The organism is Rhizobium sp. BR 314 (genome assembly GCF_047445805.1).
GTDB classification, from domain to species: Bacteria; Pseudomonadota; Alphaproteobacteria; order Rhizobiales; family Rhizobiaceae; genus Rhizobium; species Rhizobium lusitanum_B.
The window spans coordinates 63,782-79,294 of sequence record NZ_JARWLA010000034.1; the positions used below are offsets into that span (position 1 = coordinate 63,782).

At 60.7% G+C, this 15,513-nt stretch carries 15 protein-coding genes and 1 pseudogene; 6 read left to right on the top strand and 10 right to left on the bottom strand.

Annotation, left to right across the window (positions count from 1 at the left end):
* Positions 1-26: 26 nt before the first annotated feature.
* Genes thiM through QD461_RS29340 form a run of 4 tightly spaced genes read left to right on the top strand, consistent with a single transcriptional unit; the run spans position 27 to position 3,041 of the window.
* On the top strand, positions 27-830 hold the full coding sequence (thiM, locus tag QD461_RS29325; protein WP_414090738.1) for a hydroxyethylthiazole kinase: 804 nt from the start codon (positions 27-29) through the stop codon (positions 828-830).
* Positions 827-1,462 carry a thiamine phosphate synthase gene (gene thiE, locus QD461_RS29330; protein ID WP_414090739.1) on the top strand — a complete coding sequence of 212 codons (636 nt, stop codon included), beginning with the start codon at positions 827-829 and terminating at the stop codon, positions 1,460-1,462. The genes thiM and thiE overlap by 4 nt, the downstream gene beginning before the upstream one ends.
* Positions 1,459-2,280 (top strand): bifunctional hydroxymethylpyrimidine kinase/phosphomethylpyrimidine kinase, encoded by an 822-nt coding sequence (gene thiD / locus QD461_RS29335; RefSeq protein ID WP_414090740.1) that lies wholly within the window; start codon positions 1,459-1,461, stop codon positions 2,278-2,280. Before thiE ends, thiD begins: the two co-directional genes overlap by 4 nt.
* Entirely contained in the window at positions 2,277-3,041 is a 765-nt protein-coding gene (locus tag QD461_RS29340) for a 3-oxoacyl-ACP reductase (RefSeq protein ID WP_414090741.1), read from the top strand. The genes thiD and QD461_RS29340 overlap by 4 nt, the downstream gene beginning before the upstream one ends.
* A gap of 77 nt (positions 3,042-3,118) precedes the next feature.
* On the opposite strand, the gene QD461_RS29345 is transcribed toward QD461_RS29340, so the two are convergent.
* From QD461_RS29345 to QD461_RS29360, 4 genes are all read right to left on the bottom strand, one after another.
* The gene (locus tag QD461_RS29345) at positions 3,119-3,991 is read right to left on the bottom strand and encodes an undecaprenyl-diphosphate phosphatase (RefSeq protein WP_414090742.1); all 873 of its coding nucleotides are present in this window, start codon (positions 3,989-3,991) and stop codon (positions 3,119-3,121) included.
* 474 nt (positions 3,992-4,465) lie between these two features.
* Positions 4,466-4,828, bottom strand: a complete 363-nt coding sequence (locus QD461_RS29350; protein ID WP_414090752.1) for a hypothetical protein — start codon at positions 4,826-4,828, stop codon at positions 4,466-4,468.
* Between the two features lie 280 nt (positions 4,829-5,108).
* Positions 5,109-7,151 carry an FAD-dependent oxidoreductase gene (locus QD461_RS29355; RefSeq protein WP_414090743.1) on the bottom strand — a complete coding sequence of 681 codons (2,043 nt, stop codon included), beginning with the start codon at positions 7,149-7,151 and terminating at the stop codon, positions 5,109-5,111.
* Positions 7,152-7,230: 79 nt separating this feature from the next.
* Entirely contained in the window at positions 7,231-8,139 is a 909-nt protein-coding gene (locus tag QD461_RS29360; RefSeq protein WP_414090744.1) for a DMT family transporter, read from the bottom strand.
* 114 nt (positions 8,140-8,253) lie between these two features.
* Here QD461_RS29360 and QD461_RS29365 point away from each other — a divergent pair, with 114 nt between their 5' ends.
* Positions 8,254-9,129, top strand: coding sequence for a LysR substrate-binding domain-containing protein (locus QD461_RS29365; protein ID WP_414090745.1), 876 nt, complete (start codon positions 8,254-8,256; stop codon positions 9,127-9,129).
* Between the two features lie 4 nt (positions 9,130-9,133).
* On the opposite strand, the gene QD461_RS29370 is transcribed toward QD461_RS29365, so the two are convergent.
* Positions 9,134-9,532, bottom strand: a complete 399-nt coding sequence (locus QD461_RS29370) for a cupin domain-containing protein (protein ID WP_184709094.1) — start codon at positions 9,530-9,532, stop codon at positions 9,134-9,136.
* Between the two features lie 260 nt (positions 9,533-9,792).
* On the opposite strand from QD461_RS29370, the gene QD461_RS29375 reads away from it, so the two are divergent.
* Positions 9,793-10,686, top strand: a complete 894-nt coding sequence (locus tag QD461_RS29375) for a LysR family transcriptional regulator (RefSeq protein WP_414090746.1) — start codon at positions 9,793-9,795, stop codon at positions 10,684-10,686.
* A 19-nt stretch (positions 10,687-10,705) separates the two neighbouring features.
* Here the strand turns inward: QD461_RS29375 and QD461_RS29380 are convergent, their stop codons facing one another.
* From QD461_RS29380 to QD461_RS29400, 5 genes and pseudogenes are all read right to left on the bottom strand, one after another.
* Complete coding sequence (locus QD461_RS29380; protein WP_414090747.1) at positions 10,706-12,337, bottom strand: FGGY-family carbohydrate kinase; 1,632 nt, start codon at positions 12,335-12,337, stop codon at positions 10,706-10,708.
* Positions 12,337-13,065 (bottom strand): SDR family oxidoreductase, encoded by a 729-nt coding sequence (locus QD461_RS29385; RefSeq protein ID WP_414090748.1) that lies wholly within the window; start codon positions 13,063-13,065, stop codon positions 12,337-12,339. Before QD461_RS29385 ends, QD461_RS29380 begins: the two co-directional genes overlap by 1 nt.
* 25 nt (positions 13,066-13,090) lie before the next feature.
* Positions 13,091-14,341, bottom strand: coding sequence for a sugar ABC transporter permease (locus tag QD461_RS29390; protein WP_414090749.1), 1,251 nt, complete (start codon positions 14,339-14,341; stop codon positions 13,091-13,093).
* Positions 14,338-15,159 (bottom strand): ATP-binding cassette domain-containing protein, encoded by an 822-nt coding sequence (locus QD461_RS29395; protein WP_414090750.1) that lies wholly within the window; start codon positions 15,157-15,159, stop codon positions 14,338-14,340. Before QD461_RS29395 ends, QD461_RS29390 begins: the two co-directional genes overlap by 4 nt.
* 86 nt (positions 15,160-15,245) lie before the next feature.
* Positions 15,246-15,513: pseudogene (locus QD461_RS29400) on the bottom strand (ABC transporter substrate-binding protein); the annotation flags it as partial.

Consider the following 15,513-nt stretch of genomic DNA (forward strand, 5'->3'; position numbering starts at 1 on the left):
CGCCTCGCCCGCCTGAAAGGGGCGATATGCAAGACCAAGTCAATCTCGGCGCATTGCTCGACGCCATGCGCGGTAACCCGCCGCTGGTGCAATGCATCACCAATTTCGTGGCAATGAATATCGCCGCCAACGTGATGCTTGCGGCCGGCGCCTCGCCCGCCATGGTGCATGCGGAAGAAGAAGCCGGCGAATTCGCCGCCATATCCGGAGCTCTGACGGTCAACATCGGCACGCTTTCGCCCGGCTGGCTCGCGGGCATGCTTGCGGCTGTACGATCGGCAAATCACGCCGGCAAGCCTTGGGTTCTCGATCCGGTCGCACACTATGCAACGGCGTTCCGTCGTAAGGCGGTCGCGCAATTGCTGGAGCTGCGGCCGACGATCATTCGCGGCAACGCCTCTGAAATCATAGCTCTCACCGGTGGCAATAGCCGCGGCCAGGGTGTCGACAGCCGCGATCCCGTCGAAATGGCAGAGGATTCGGCGAGGCAACTCGCCAGCCGGCATGGATGCGTCGTTGCAGTGACAGGTGCGACCGATTTCGTAACCGATGGCCACAAGGCGCAACGGGTAGAAGGCGGGTCGCCATTGATGCCCCGGATTACCGCACTCGGCTGCTCGCTGACCTGCCTTGTCGGAGCTTTCGCCGCGACCGCACCCGGCAACCCGTTCGATGCGACGGTCGCAGCCCTCGCTGTCTTTGCCGTTGCGGGAGAACAAGCCGGAGCGGCAGCCGATGGTCCTGGCTCCTTCTCCTGGCGCTTTCTCGACGTGCTGGCCACTCTCGACGCAGAGACGCTCACCGCCAAAGCAAGGGTCGTATTAGCGTGAAAAGCTTCGATCTCTCGCTTTACCTCGTTCTCGACCCGGTACTCTGCGCCGACATCGGCATGATCGAAACCGCACGCGCTGCCGTTGCCGGTGGTGCAACGATCGTCCAGCTGCGCGACAAACACGCCTCGACCACGACCATGATCGAGACGGGGCTCGTCCTCAAACAGGTGCTCGCCGGAAGCGGCGCGCGCCTCATCGTCAACGATGATGTCGAGGCAGCCATCGCAATTGGCGCGGACGGCCTGCATATCGGGCAGGAGGATCTGAACGCCCACGACGCCCGCCGCATGATCGGCCCGGACATGATCCTCGGCCTCTCTGTGGAGACTGAGGCGCTCGCTTCGGCTATCGATGCCAAGATCGTCGACTATGCAGGCGTCGGCCCCGTCTTTGCGACGCCGACCAAGCCGGATCACAAGCAGCCGATCGGCTTTGATGGCCTCACCCGTATTATTGGGCTGTGCCCGGTTCCAACGGTCGCCATCGGCGGGCTGAAAGCCGAGCATGCGGCCGATGCGCTGGCGGCCGGCGCAGATGGATTGGCAGTGGTTTCAGCGATCTGCGGCAAGCCAGATCCCATGGCTGCAACAACTTTTATCGCCAATGCTATCAAGGAGGCGCGCAAATGACCCGCAATGTCCTGTCCATCGCCGGGTCGGATCCCTCGGGCGGCGCGGGTATCCAGGCCGACCTTAAGACCTTTTCGGCTCTCGGCGTTTATGGAATGGCTGCGCTGACAGCGTTGACGGCTCAGAACACGCAGGGCGTTTCCGGTGTTCATCCGGTACCTCCGACATTCGTCGGTGCTCAGATCGAGGCGATTTTCGCCGACATAGGCGTGGATGCGGTCAAGATCGGCATGATTGCGAATGCGGCGATCGCGGAGGTCGTCGCCGACGTGCTGAAGCGGCATCGCGATGTTCCGGTCGTGCTCGATCCCGTTATGATCGCCAAGGGCGGTGCAGCTCTTCTCGCGGCCGACGCCGTCGACGTTCTGAGCCGTCGGCTGCTGCCACTGGCGACGGTCGTGACGCCGAACCTGCCGGAAGCTGCCGCGTTGCTGCATGAGGCCGAAGCAAAGAGCCGGGAGGATATGGCGCGCCAGGCGCTCGCGCTCTCAACGCTCGGCCCGGCCGCCGTGCTCGTCAAGGGCGGCCATCTCGACGGCGACGAGAGCCCCGACGTGCTGGCAAGCGCCGGAACCATCACCTGGTTCGAGGCCAACCGGTTGCCAACGAAGAACACGCATGGAACCGGATGCACCCTTTCCAGTGCGATCGCTGCCGAGATCGCCAAGGGCTTGCCGCTTCCGCAAGCCATTGCCTCGGCCAAGGACTACCTCGCCCAGGCGGTCGCCGCTGCGGGCCAGCTTTCGGTCGGCAGCGGCCACGGCCCCGTGCAGCATTTCCATGCGCTATGGGCAGACAATGAAGGAGTAAGGAAATGAGCCTGCCAATCAAGGACCAGATCGTCATCGTCTCAGGCGCGGGGCGCGGTCTCGGCGCCGCAATCGCCACGGCCTTCGCCCGCGAAGGCGCCAGAGTTGCGATCAACTATCGAGCGAGCCGCCAACAGGCAGAAGCCCTTGCCGAGAAAATTGGCAGCGGCGCAAAAGCCTTTCAGGCGGATATGCGCAGCCTTGCCGAAACGGAGCGGCTCGTGGAAAAGGTGACGGCTCATTTCGGTGCGCCGACGACGGTGGTGCACAACGCCCTTGCCGATTTCAGCTTCAACGGCGACGCACGATCGAAACTGGACGCCTTAAGCTGGGCCGAGATGGTAATGCAGCTCGAGACGGCACTGCAGGGCGCTCTCAACCTCATCCAGGCGGCGCGGCCGGCGATGGAGCGCGCGACGTTTGGCCGGGTTGTGACGATCGGCACGAACCTCTTCCAGAACCCGGTCGTACCTTATCACGACTATACTGCGGCAAAGGCCGCATTGCTGTCGCTGACGCGAACGGCTGCAGCCGAACTCGGGCCACTTGGCATTACGGTCAACATGGTCTCGGGCGGGCTGCTGCGCACGACGGATGCCAGCAGTGCCACCCCGGAAGCAGTCTTTGACATCATCGCCGCCAATACGCCTCTTCGCCGCGTCACGACGCCGGACGAAGCTGCTGACGCGGTTCTGTTCTTCGCAAGCCCCTGGGCTCGTGCCGTTACCGGGCAGAACCTCATCGTCGATGGCGGGCTAGTTTTCGGCTAACACCAAAAAACGGAAAGGCGCCGACCAACGGTCGACGCCTTTCTCCTGATTTCCTGGTCCGATATGAATTTCGAGGCTCAGGCCCAGCCCATGGTCAGCACACCAAAGAGGATGACCACACCCAGGACGACACGGTAGACCACGAAGGGCCAGGTGGAGAAGCGCTCCAGGAAGCGCATCAGCCCCCAGATGGTGATGAAGGACGAGATGCTGCCGACGATCAGTCCGACGATGAGGATGGACCAGGCTTCCATCGGAATGTGAGCCTTGTAGAGCGTGAACAGCTCCTTCAGGCCGGCAAGTGCGATCGCCGGCAATCCGAGCAGGAACGAGAAGCGGGCTGCCTCCTCGCGTTTCAGGCCGAGGAAGAGTGCACCGGTCAAAGTGGAGCCGGAGCGCGAAACGCCCGGCACAAGCGCGCCGACTTGGGTGATGCCGACGAACAGCGCATCGACCAGTGTCATCTGCTCGATATTCTTTCTGTGGCGGCTATACAATTCGGCAACGGCCAGCAGCACGCCCATGACGACGCAGGCGATGCCGATGACCCACAGGTTGCGGAACGACGTGCCGCAGGCATTCAGCGACGACGCCAGCAACAGGCCAACGATGACGATCGGGATCGTTGCGATGATGATGGCGATTGCAAGTCGCATGGCGGGTGAGCCCCAATCCTTGCGTTTGATAGCATCGAGCGATCCAAAGGTGACGTAGCGGACATCACTCCAGAAATAGGAAATGATTGCCGCCAGCGCGGCAAGCTGCATTGCTGCCGAAAACGCCGAGCCGGGATCCTGCCAGCCAAGCAGGGCTGGCACGAGGCGCATATGCGCGGTGGAGGAGACCGGCAGGAGTTCCGTCAAACCCTGTACGACTCCCAGAACAGCAATTTTGGCATAGCCCAGGGCGACAAAGCCCGTGTCTACGCCTTGCGTACAAACATCAGCCACGTTTCGAAATCCTCGGTTCTTTAGGGGGCTTTGCACCGGAACGGGTGCGATGAACTTCGCTGCGAAACAGTCTTCCGACAAAAGGCCGGCAAGGCTCATCGAGCGCCCTGCCGGTCTTCTGCTCGGAATCGAGGCGGACCATAATTGCGCAGGCTGAACTCTATCTGAAATTGCCGGAGCAGTTTCCGAGATTCATCCGCCGCTCTTACGATACTGGCGGTGGGCACGATCGCAAATCGAAGTAATTTTGCTGGGGAGGCCACATTTGCGGCGCGATCCGAACGGACTATCGCGCTCCAATCGAAAGGAGCGCCTTCGACTGGCACGAGCATTAGCCGATGACGATCAGTTGGCGGCGGTTGCCGAGAGGCAACTGGAAAAATTCCCGCAAAATGTGTCGCGGATCTCTGCCTGGAGCTACACAAAAACAAAAGGATAGAGTGCTTTCACACTCCGAAGAACAACGGAAACGCCCTAGCGCGACGCTCGCTTCCGGGCGTCCCCCATGATCGCGAAAACCCGCTTCACGAATGCCTCGCCATCGAACTGCCGGGCCGCACCTTCTGTTACATGTTCCGGGCGGTCGAAAATGAAGGCTTCCAGGTTGACGATGGGCAACTTCAACCGCGTGCGCACCTCACCTATCATTGCCGTGTGCGTGACCACCACTTGGCAACCACTCGGCTCAAACCACTGCTGGATCCCGGTCGAAGGAATTGAGGCCACCGTCAGGCCCCGCTCGGAAAGCACCGAGCCTATGCGCGTCGCAGCTTGCTGATTGTCGAGGCATATCAAAACATCTGTCTGCGAAGGGGCCAGCGAATTGTCTGAATGCATCAAGCAACCTCTCGTTCGAGAGGTCGCAATATACCGATTCGGACGTAACGCAGTGTTATAAGTTGTTACATTTTGTTTCAGGAACGCGGCGGCCTCACCGGCCTGATTTTGCGGGAATAGTTTTAAGGCGTTCCCTTAGATTTTAATCAGAATATATTGTTATCACATGAATTTTTCAAAAATCTATATCTTCTCTCGCGCCATCCGGTCATCTGCGTGATATCGAAATACCACGCCCCTTTCGTCATCATTAGACGCTCGCTCCTCCACAGATGCGTTCTCACAAGAGCGAGCAATAGCGTAGCGCCTCGTAGATGGCAGCATGGATATTGCGGCTTGAAACGGCGTCGCCGATGCGGATCAGATCGAAGCTGCCCTGCCCATTCCTCTCCGGCAAAGGTCGTCGCCGCGCTATCAATGCCGGATAGTCAACGGCGCCAAGATTGCGTGAAAGCGGCTTCAGCTCAAGGTAAAGCTCGTCATTGGCTATCGTACCGTGTTCGACCACGACCTGGGAAACCCGGCGTTCCCATTGCGTCTGCTCAGAGAAATCGGACCCTAGCACTGCAACCAGCGCATTGCCGTCGCGGCGCACCGATTTCAGGCGCGTATTGATGGTAACCCGGACATCCTTTTCGGCGAATGCCTTGGCATAGGGCACGTGATTCATGCCGCCCATTTCCGGCGCAAAGAAGCGCTCCGGCGAAACCAGCTCCAGCTCGGCGCCGCTATTGGCAATGACTTCGGCTGCCGACATGCCCGGATGCCCCCCATTGTCGTCGTAGAGCAGAACTTGCCCCTCGGGCTTTACGGCTCCCGCCAGAATATCCCAGGAAGACGTAACCAGATTGTCGCCGCCATCGAGTTCAGGGGATTGCGCGATACCACCGGTCGCCACGACGACAATATCGGGCTCGAATGCCAGGACGTCATCCGCACCGGCGTAAACATCGTAGTGGATCTCAACGCCGAGACGCTCCAGCTCCGAAAGCCGCCAATCGACGATCCCGACCATTTCCTTGCGGCGGGGATTGCGCGCAAGCAGATTCACCTGTCCGCCCGCCTTGCCGCTTGCTTCGAGCAAATTGACGGTATGACCACGCTCCGCAAGCACGCGCGCTGCCTCCAGCCCAGCGGGGCCGGCACCGATGACAACGGCCTTTCGGGATACCGACGCCCGCTCGATTTCGTGCGGCATGTCCGCCTCACGACCGGTTGCCGCATTGTGGATACAGAGCGCTTCGCCGCCCTCGTAGATGCGGTCGAGACAGTAGGTGGCACCAACGCAAGGGCGGATGTGCGCCTCCTGCCCCGACATGATCTTGTTGACGATATGGGGATCGGCAATGTGCGCGCGCGTCATGCCCACCATATCGAGCTTGCCTTCCGCGATCGCATGCCGTGCGGTGGCGACGTCGCCGATACGCGCGGCATGGAAGACTGGAAATTTGGTCGCAGCCCTCACCTCGCCGGCAAAATCCAGATGCGGCGCCGATGCCATTCCTTGTATCGGGATGACCTTGTTGAGCGCTGCATCGCTGTCGATATGACCGCGGATGATGTTGAGGAAATCGATGTTTCCCGAAGCGGCCAGACGCCTGGCGATCTCGATACCTTCCTCTTTCGAAAGCCCTTTTTCCCAATCTTCATCGGCAACGAGCCGGATACCCACGATGAAATCCTGGCCGACCGCCTTACGAATCGCGTCAGTCACCATCATCGAGAAGCGCATGCGGTTTTCGAGCGAGCCGCCAAACTCGTCCTCACGCCTGTTTGTCGCCGGCGACCAGAAGCCATCGGTCAGATGACCATAAGCTTCGAGCTCGATGCCGTCGAGGCCCGCATCCTGCATGCGCTGGGCGGCCGCAGCAAAGTCGCCGACAATCCGCTCGATATCCCAGTCTTCGATCGTCTTGGGGAAGGCCCGATGCGCGGGCTCGCGTAGCGGCGATGGCGCTAGCACAGGCAACCAGTCACCTTTGTTCCAGCCCGTGCGGCGGCCGAGATGGGTAAGCTGGATCATTACGGCGGCGCCGAACTCGTGACAGTCGTCGGCGAGCCGCTTCAGCCACGGCACGATCTCGTCCTTATAGGCATGAAGATTGCCGAAAGCCGGCGGCGAGTCCGGTGAGACGACGGCAGATCCGGCCGTCATGGTCAGCGCGATGCCGCCCTTTGCTTTCTCGCGATGATAAAGCCTGTAACGATCCGTCGGCATGCCATCTTCGGAATAGGCCGGCTCATGCGCTGTCGACATGATGCGGTTCTTCAGCGTGAGATGCTTAAGCTGATAGGGCTGGAGCAAAGGATCGTTAGACGCCATGTGGTTTCCATTTCCTCCCAAAAAACCGCGAACCGAGACTGCTATCTTTGCCGAGACCGGAGCCGATGGCTATAGGCTTCTACATCGGCGCACGCGCGCGGCGACTATGACGCAGGTCGGCCGCCGTGTGCCAGACGATCGTCGCAAAGATGATGGCACCGCCGATAAAGGTAGCGGCCGGTGGTCTCTCCGAGAAGAAGAGCCACACCCAGAACGGCGTCAGCACGATCTCCATCGAGCCTATGAGCGCCGCGTCAGCGGCAGGCATGCGTCGCGACCCGAACAGGAACAGCACGAAAGCCAGCGCAAAATTCGTTGCCCCGAATGCGGCAAGCAAGAGCCAGTTGTAGGTATCGAGTGAAGCGGTCGAAGCCATCGGCGCAAAAACGACAAAGGTAAGGAAGCCGCTGACGATGCTCGACGGAAGGATCGGCACGCTGCGGTCCATGCGAGGAATGACGATGATGAAGGCGAAAGTCACCGTCATCCCGAGCGCCAGAAGATCGCCGATACCCGTACCGCCCCCGATCGAGGATGCCACGATGACAGCGACACCGATGAGGCAGACAGCCCCGGCAACCAAGGTTCGCTTGGCCACACGCTCCCTCAGCAGCACCCAGCTCAGAAGGGCGGCGATGAAGGGCGCCGTCGCATAGATCATCGTCACGTTCGCGACCGTGGTCATGTAGAGCGCACCGATGAAGCAGGCCTGGCTGAGCGCCTGACAGACAATCATCGCAACACCGGCGGGATGAAAGATCGATCTCCATTGACGCCGAGAGAACCCGCCCTCGAGGAAGAAGCTCGGGACGATCAGGAACACGCCGCCAAGCAGCGACCGCCAGGCGATCGCCGTCCAAATATCCGTGGTCAGAAGGCGCGCGTAGATGCCGCTGCAGCTCCACGCCAGCGTTGCCATGACCACGAGGATGACGCCCCTCTCGTAGTCGCTAGCGAAAGCGGAGCGGGCTGGGAACTGAAAGGTCATTTTAGGGGACTCAAGATGAAATGGTGACTGAATGTCACGTGTGTGCGCCGATATTTGACATCAGGCAAACGAATAGTAGAGATAGTAGTTATCAGAAATATTTGTGGCCCGTTCATGCGCGACCCCATCGAAAGCGACCTGCTTCGGACGTTTCTCGTCATCAGCGAGACGTGCAACTTTTCCCTTGCCGCGCAGCGTATCGGGCGCACGCAATCGGCTGTCAGCGCGCAGATCCGCCGGCTTGAGGAGACCGTTGGCGAAACGCTCTTTGAGAGGAATGCGAGGGGAGCGGTTCTGACCCGGGCGGGAAATCAGCTGCTTCCCTACGCGCAGCGGGTCATCGAACTTCTGAACGAGGCCGCTGCCACAATCCGCACCAAGCCGCTCGATGGTCCGGTGCGGATCGGCATTCCCGAGGAATACAGCCAGACCATCCTGCCGGCAGCACTGGCGGCCTTCGCCATCAGGCATCCGGCGGTCGAGGTGACGGTTTCCTGTGATTACACATCACGCAACCTCGAAGCCCTGGAGCGAGACGAACTCGATCTTGCCGTCGTCTTCGACTGGAGCAACCAGAACACGGGTGAAATTCTCTGCGTCGATCCTACGGTTTGGGTCACCTCCCTGGTTCACCGCCTGCACGAAGCAAGCCCACTGCCCATCGCCGTCTACCGGAACTCGACCTGGTGCCGGGATTTCGCCTTGCGTTCGCTGGAGCAGGCGGGATTGCGCTATCGTGTCGCCTTCATCGCAGATACCGGTTCAGGCTTGAAAAGTGCGGTTCTCGCAGGCCTTGCCGTTTCGACCCTATCGCGCAGCAATATCCCGCACGGCTGCAGGGAGCTGACGATCGAGGACGGCTTCCCCCCGGTCGATGCTTCCCGCGTTGTGCTGCGCCGCAACCCCTACCATTCGAGCCCGGCAATCCGCGAGCTTGCGGAAATGGTCAGGGAAGCGTTTCGTCCGATGTCGAGCCTACTGCAGCCGTAGGGCTTTATTTTCCCTGATACTGATCGTCAGTCACGTGCTCCATCCAATCCACCACCTTGCCGTCGAGGTGTTCTTGGATCGCGATATGGGTCATGGCCGTCGTTGGCGAGGCGCCATGCCAGTGCCTTTCACCAGGCTCGAACCAGACAATGTCTCCCGGCCGGATTTCCTCGATCGGACCGCCTTCTCGCTGGACGCGCCCGAACCCCGCCGTGACGATCAGCGTCTGGCCGCGCGGATGGGTGTGCCAGGCAGTGCGGGCGCCCGGTTCGAAAGTGACGCTGCCTGCCGCGGCGCGGCGTGCTTCATTGGCGGCAAATAGCGGGTCGATGCGCACAGTGCCGGTGAACCAGTCAGAAGGCCCCTTTCCCGAAGATTGCGTACCGTTCCTGTTGATGTTCATGATTATGTCCTTCCTTGACAAGGGATGCGATGGAGCGACCGATTGGCGCTAATCTAATACATCTTAAACGGAACAATAGGGTGGTAGCGTCGCATAAACTTATGAGTCATGCCGATAAATTCCACTCCCCAAATATCGACCTCTATAATGCATAAGCCTCACCTCGATGGGCCAGAAACAAGCCGTTGCGCGTTCGCGCGCTATAACAACCATCTACTTCATGGTAAAAGCAGCACCCAACATATGAGGGCTACTCATAGATGCTGCGTGAAAACGTCAACGATCTGCTATTTTTCCTTGCGGTTGCCAGAGAGCGGAGCTTTACGCGAGCGGCTGCGCAACTCGGCGTTTCGCAATCAGCGCTCAGCCACACGGTGCGGCAACTCGAGGAGCGAATGGGCATCCGACTGCTGACGCGCACGACGCGCAGCGTCAGCCCGACGCCGGCAGGTGAGCGTCTTCTGCAATCGCTGACGCCGCGCTTCCAGGAAATCGAGGCTGAACTCATTGCCGTTACCGAGCTGCGCGAAAAACCCGCCGGTACGATCAGGATCACGGCAGTCGATTATGCCGTCGATACCTACATATGGCCTAAGCTTGCCGGCGTGCTGACGGATTATCCCGACATCCATGTCGAGATAATCAACGATTACGGCTTGACCGATATCGTAGCGGAACGTTTCGACGCCGGCGTTCGTTTGGGCCAGACCGTGGCAAACGGCATGATCGCGGTCCGTATTGCGCCCGATCAGGCGTTTGCCGTCGTCGGCTCTCCCTCCTATGTCGAGGGGCGCAGCAAGCCCCAGATACCCCAAGACCTCGCGGCTCATCGATGCATCAATCTGCGCCTTCCCACGCATGGCGGCAATTATGTCTGGGAATTCGAAAAGGACAGCGAAGAATTGCGGATCCGCGTTGACGGCCAGATGACATTTAACGGCGTTCGCCAGGTTCTGGCCGCAGCAGTCGATGGCTACGGGTTGGCCTATGCTCCGTACGATCTGGTTCAGTCGCTTATCGAAAGCGGCCGCCTCATTCGGGTGCTGGAAGACTGGTGCCCGCCGTGGGCGGGCTACCATCTCTATTACCCGAGCCGCCGCCAACCGTCCTCGGCCTTTGCCGTGGTGCTGGACGCATTGCGCCACCGCGGTTGAGCAGAATTTGCAGCAGAGCTTACGAGGCCATCAGCGCGCGGATGCTGCGATCGGCCGATTGCAGCAGCTCGAAGGCTTCATAGCGCCGTTCATGCAGCCCCTTGATAGCACCATCCGCCGGCTCGAACCTCTTTGCCAGCCGCGACATGGCAGCCATGGCTTCCACAAGCGAGCCGCAACGCCCGCCAGCCGTGGCGCCAAGCATGGCAGCACCGAGAAGAACAGGTTCTTCCGTATCAGCGACCGCGACCGGCCGACCGGTCGTATCCGCGAGAAGCTGACGCACGAGGTTACTCTGGGCGGCACCGCCACTGGCGATGATCAGATCGCAGGCAATGCCATCCTGCGCCAGCTTTTCGAGCAGCTGTTTGAGGCCGTAACCGATACCGCAGAGGCCGGCGACATAAAGACCGATCAGATCGTCGATCCCGGTCTCCAACCCAAGGCCTGAGATAACGGCGCGCGCATCCGGATCAGCATAAGGCGACCGGTTGCCAAGGAATTCCGGGACCACCTGGATCAATCGCGCAAGCTTCACCGCGTCGGATACGCTTCCGCCTGTCTTCATGGCTTGGCGGTCGAGCCATGCAACCAGCGACAAACCCTCTGCTTCGGCCTTCTGACGAGCCTTCGCAGCTGCCGGATGCATGGTGACGAGATGATCGATCGCCGCCCCCGCTGCCGATTGGCCGCCTTCGGTCAGCCAGAGACCCGGCACCATGGCCGAATAATAGGGACCCCAGACCCCATCGACGAACACAGCCTCTTCGCTCGATGCCATCGAGCAGGCGGACGTCCCGAAGATGTAGGCAAGCCTGTTTTTAACATCTGCCTTGCTGTCCGATCCCTTCCCGCCGAGCGTCCCGACCCCGCCGGCATGCGCATCGATCAGGGATGCGCCGACCGGCGTACCGGTGGTAAGGCCAAGATCCAACGCGGCGGCTTCGTTCAAGCCCTCACCAAGTGCGGCGCCCGGCTCGACAATCTCAGTGCCGATCCGCACGAAGCCCTCGTCAACCAATTCGCCAAGTCCGATAGCCTTGAAATACTGGGCATCCCAACGCTTCTCATGGGCCAGATAAGTCCATTTGCATGTCACCGTGCACACGGACCTCTGCAACGAACCCGTCGCACGCCAGGTCAAATAATCGGCGAGATCGAAGAAATGGTCCGCCGCCGCGAAGGATTGTGGCATGTTTCGCTTCAGCCACAGCAGCTTCGGCGTTTCCATCTCGGGCGAAATGCGGCCACCGACGTAACGAAGAACGGCATGATGTCCGGCATTGATCTCCGCAGCCTCGCCCGCAGCACGATGATCCATCCAGACGATGATATTGCGGTCGGCGTCACCCGATAGTCCCACAGCCACGGGGCTGCCATCCGCCTTGACCGCGACCAGCGAGCAAGTCGCGTCGAAGCCGACGCCGGCAACCTCATTTGCCGCAATTTTCGCCGTTGCGACAGCATCTTTCACGCTGTCGCAGACGGCCTTCCATATCTGCTCGCTCGACTGTTCAACGATGCTGCCGGGCTCGTGCCAGATGGTGATCGGCCGCTTAGTGGCCGCTAACAGATGGCCATGCGCATCGAAAACACCGGCCCGGGCGCTGCCGGTGCCGACATCGATGCCGATGAAATAAGGTGCCGTCATCAGAGATCCGTACTCAAGGGCAGGATCACCAGATCCCGGATTACGATGTTACGCGGTCTCGATAGCATGAACACAACAGCCTCCGCCACCTCGCTCGCCTCCATAAGGCCGCCCGCAGCAATCGCCTCATCGAGCTTCGCCTGTGGCCAGTCGCTGATCAGAGCCGTCACGACCGGCCCCGGCGCCACGGCGCCAACGCGGATGCCGTGCTTGGCGACCTGACGTCGTACCGTATGCGTAAACGCCTGAACGGCATGCTTGGAGGCTGTGTAGATCGGCTCCCAGACCACCGGCACCAGGCCGGCGATCGAGCTCGTCATGATGATGTCACCAGTCTTCCTCTCGATCATGTGCGGCAGCACCATGCGGACCGAACGGAAGGCTGCATTGATGTTGAGATCTAGCATCCGGTCCCAGGCGTCTGGATCGCCTTCTGCAACCTCGCCGCCGATATAGGCGCCGGCATTGGCATGAAAGATATCGAGCTTGCCAAACTTATCGAGAATTTGCGGCATCATCGTCGCCACACTCTCGGGGTTCAAGAGATCGACGACGACTGGATAGGCATTCGGCCCCAACTCGGCGCAAAGGCTTTTCAAGCTGTCTTCCGCCCTGTCGACGAGGGCGACGCTGGCGCCCTCGTTCAATAGTGATTTGGCGCATTCGAGGCCAATTCCAGACGCAGCCCCGGTGATGGCGGCGACCTTGCCGGCAAAATCCTGTCTCATAACAATCCTTACCTTCTTGAAAAAATCAGCCGCGCCCATGCGAGGCGCGGGAACGACGGGCGAGCGAGTCGACGATGACGGCGATGGCAAGAACTGCGCCTGTGATCATGTAGCGAAGCGCCGACGACAGATCGAGCATTGTGAGGCCGCTCGCGATCGACTGGATGACGATGATGCCAAGCAGGGCCGAATAGGCGCTGCCGCGACCACCGAAGAGGCTCGTGCCGCCGATGACGGCTGCTGCAATGGCATTCAGATTGACGTCGCCGGTGCCTGCCTGCTGGCTGGCCGAGGCCAGACGCGCAGCCGCCAGCACGCCACCCAAGGCTGCGAACATGGCGCAGAGCACGAAGGCGCTGGTATAGATCCGCCGCACATTGATACCGGCCCGGCGCGCCGCTTCGCGGTTACCGCCGACGGCGGACATCGACCGGCCCCATTGCGTGCGCGTCAGCGCATAATCCATGACGATGGCCAGCACCACGAATAAGGCGAACATCCAGGGAATGCCGCGATCTTGGTTGAGGTAGAAGGCAACGAATTCCAAAGCCACGGTGATGGCGACCGCCTTCGTCAACAGACCGCCGACGGAGGGCACCGAAAGGTTTGCCTGTTTGCGCCGCCGGACCGCGCTCCAACCGGTCGCCAGCATGACGGCACCCGGAATGAGCGCGAAAACATAGGCAAGCGGACGGGGGATCACCAGAAGCTGGCCGAAATTCACGATGGCCGAACCATAGGGCAGATTGATCGAGCCGGTCGCGCCGAGCAGATAGAGCTGCATGCCCAGCACGGCGAGAAGGCCGGCCAATGTGGCAACGAAGCTCGGCATGCCCAACCGATTGAACAACACCGCGTAGACGGCACCGATCGCGCCGCCAACGACGAGCGCAGCAAGGATCGCCAAGGCCACCGGCCAGCCCTCGTTTACCCAAAGCATGCCAACCATGGCCGAGGCGAAGCCGCTGATCGACCCCACGGAAAGATCGATCTCGCCGACCATCAGCACGCAGACGATGCCGAGCGAGATGATGCCGACGGTCGAGGCGTCGAACAACAGGTTGGCGAGGTTGTTGCTTGAAAGGAAGGTCGGGTTGAGCGTGCCGAACACTGTCCAGATGATGACGAGGCCGACGACGACCGGGAGCGAGCCGAGATCGCCGGAGCGAACTTTGTCGATGGAGGAGCGGATGGTGGCCGCAAGCCCGCTATCATGGTTGACGCGAACGTCGCTGCGGTCGAGCAGCATGGTCGATTGTTTGCCGTTCTCACTCATGGCTGGCCCCCTTCTCTCAATTCTTGCTGGGCCTGGCGCCGCCCTGCCCGGCGCGACACGGCGTTTTCCGCCGCACCCGTGATGGCGCTGACGAGTTCCTGGTTCGAGGTGTCTGGATAAAAGACACCATTGTTGCGGCCGAGGCGCAGGACAACGATGCGGTCGGCGACGGCGCGGACATCCTCCATGTTGTGGCTGATCATGATGACGCCGAGACCCTTATCGCGGACACGCTCGATGAGGTTCAACACCTCGGCTGTCTGTGCCACGCCAAGGGCGGCGGTCGGCTCGTCGAGCATGATGAGTTTCGGCTCAAGCAGCAGCGAGCGGGCGATCGCCACCGTTTGCCGCTGACCGCCCGAAAGCGAGGCGATCGGGATACGCACGCTCGGGATACGCGCCGCAAGCTCGTTGAGCAGCGTCCACGCACGAACCTCCATCGGCGTTTCGTCGAGCTTCAACGGGCTCATTTCGCGGCCAAGAAAGATGTTCGCAACGACATCGAGGTTCTCGCAAAGCGCCAGGTCTTGAAAGACGGTGGCGATGCCGAGATCAAGTGCGGTAGCGGGATCGCTGAGCGTCACTTGTTTGCCGCGAAACGTGATGGTGCCTGAACTCGGCTGGTGGACGCCGGCCAGAACCTTGACGAGCGTCGATTTGCCCGCACCATTGTCACCGACCAGCGCCACGACTTCGCCGGCATGTACATCGAGGTTGATATCCGTCAGTGCCGAGACGGCGCCGAAGTGTTTGGAGACCCCTTTGAGGCTGAGCACAAGCTCGCCTGATGGGGTTCTATGATCGGAAGCGTCACTCATGACCAGCCACCTTCTCGGGTTGAAATGCTATCGATTGCGTTCGTCTCCGGCCGCCGAAGCGACCGGAGACTGGGAGGWAGCAGCTCTCAGCTGCCGATACCAAGCTTCTTGCAGCCATCGGCGTAGCGATCCATGCAGAGCTGTGCCGGCGTCTGGATCGGCTTGCCGTTGACGGCCTTTTCGATGATTTCGGCCTTGAGATTTTCCGAGGTGACCAGAGCCGGCGTGAACAGCTTGGTCGGCGTATCAAAAAGCTTCGTGTCCGCCTTCGGTGCCGAGCCGGAGAGCAATTCGATCGCGACATTGGCGGCGGCGGCGGCCACGATCTCGCTCGGCTTGGAGATGGTGTTGTAC

Excerpts from the sequence above, each read along its gene's own strand:
- thiM (WP_414090738.1), top strand. The coding sequence starts at position 27 with ATGCAAGACCAAGTCAATCTCGGCGCATTGCTCGACGCCATGCGCGGT.
- thiD (WP_414090740.1), top strand. The coding sequence starts at position 1,459 with ATGACCCGCAATGTCCTGTCCATCGCCGGGTCGGATCCCTCGGGCGGC.
- QD461_RS29340 (WP_414090741.1), top strand. The coding sequence starts at position 2,277 with ATGAGCCTGCCAATCAAGGACCAGATCGTCATCGTCTCAGGCGCGGGG.
- QD461_RS29350 (WP_414090752.1), bottom strand. The coding sequence starts at position 4,828 with ATGCATTCAGACAATTCGCTGGCCCCTTCGCAGACAGATGTTTTGATA.
- QD461_RS29355 (WP_414090743.1), bottom strand. The coding sequence starts at position 7,151 with ATGGCGTCTAACGATCCTTTGCTCCAGCCCTATCAGCTTAAGCATCTC.
- QD461_RS29360 (WP_414090744.1), bottom strand. The coding sequence starts at position 8,139 with ATGACCTTTCAGTTCCCAGCCCGCTCCGCTTTCGCTAGCGACTACGAG.
- QD461_RS29365 (WP_414090745.1), top strand. The coding sequence starts at position 8,254 with ATGCGCGACCCCATCGAAAGCGACCTGCTTCGGACGTTTCTCGTCATC.
- QD461_RS29370 (WP_184709094.1), bottom strand. The coding sequence starts at position 9,532 with ATGAACATCAACAGGAACGGTACGCAATCTTCGGGAAAGGGGCCTTCT.
- QD461_RS29375 (WP_414090746.1), top strand. The coding sequence starts at position 9,793 with ATGCTGCGTGAAAACGTCAACGATCTGCTATTTTTCCTTGCGGTTGCC.
- QD461_RS29380 (WP_414090747.1), bottom strand. The coding sequence starts at position 12,337 with ATGACGGCACCTTATTTCATCGGCATCGATGTCGGCACCGGCAGCGCC.
- QD461_RS29385 (WP_414090748.1), bottom strand. The coding sequence starts at position 13,065 with ATGAGACAGGATTTTGCCGGCAAGGTCGCCGCCATCACCGGGGCTGCG.
- QD461_RS29390 (WP_414090749.1), bottom strand. The coding sequence starts at position 14,341 with ATGAGTGAGAACGGCAAACAATCGACCATGCTGCTCGACCGCAGCGAC.
- QD461_RS29395 (WP_414090750.1), bottom strand. The coding sequence starts at position 15,159 with ATGAGTGACGCTTCCGATCATAGAACCCCATCAGGCGAGCTTGTGCTC.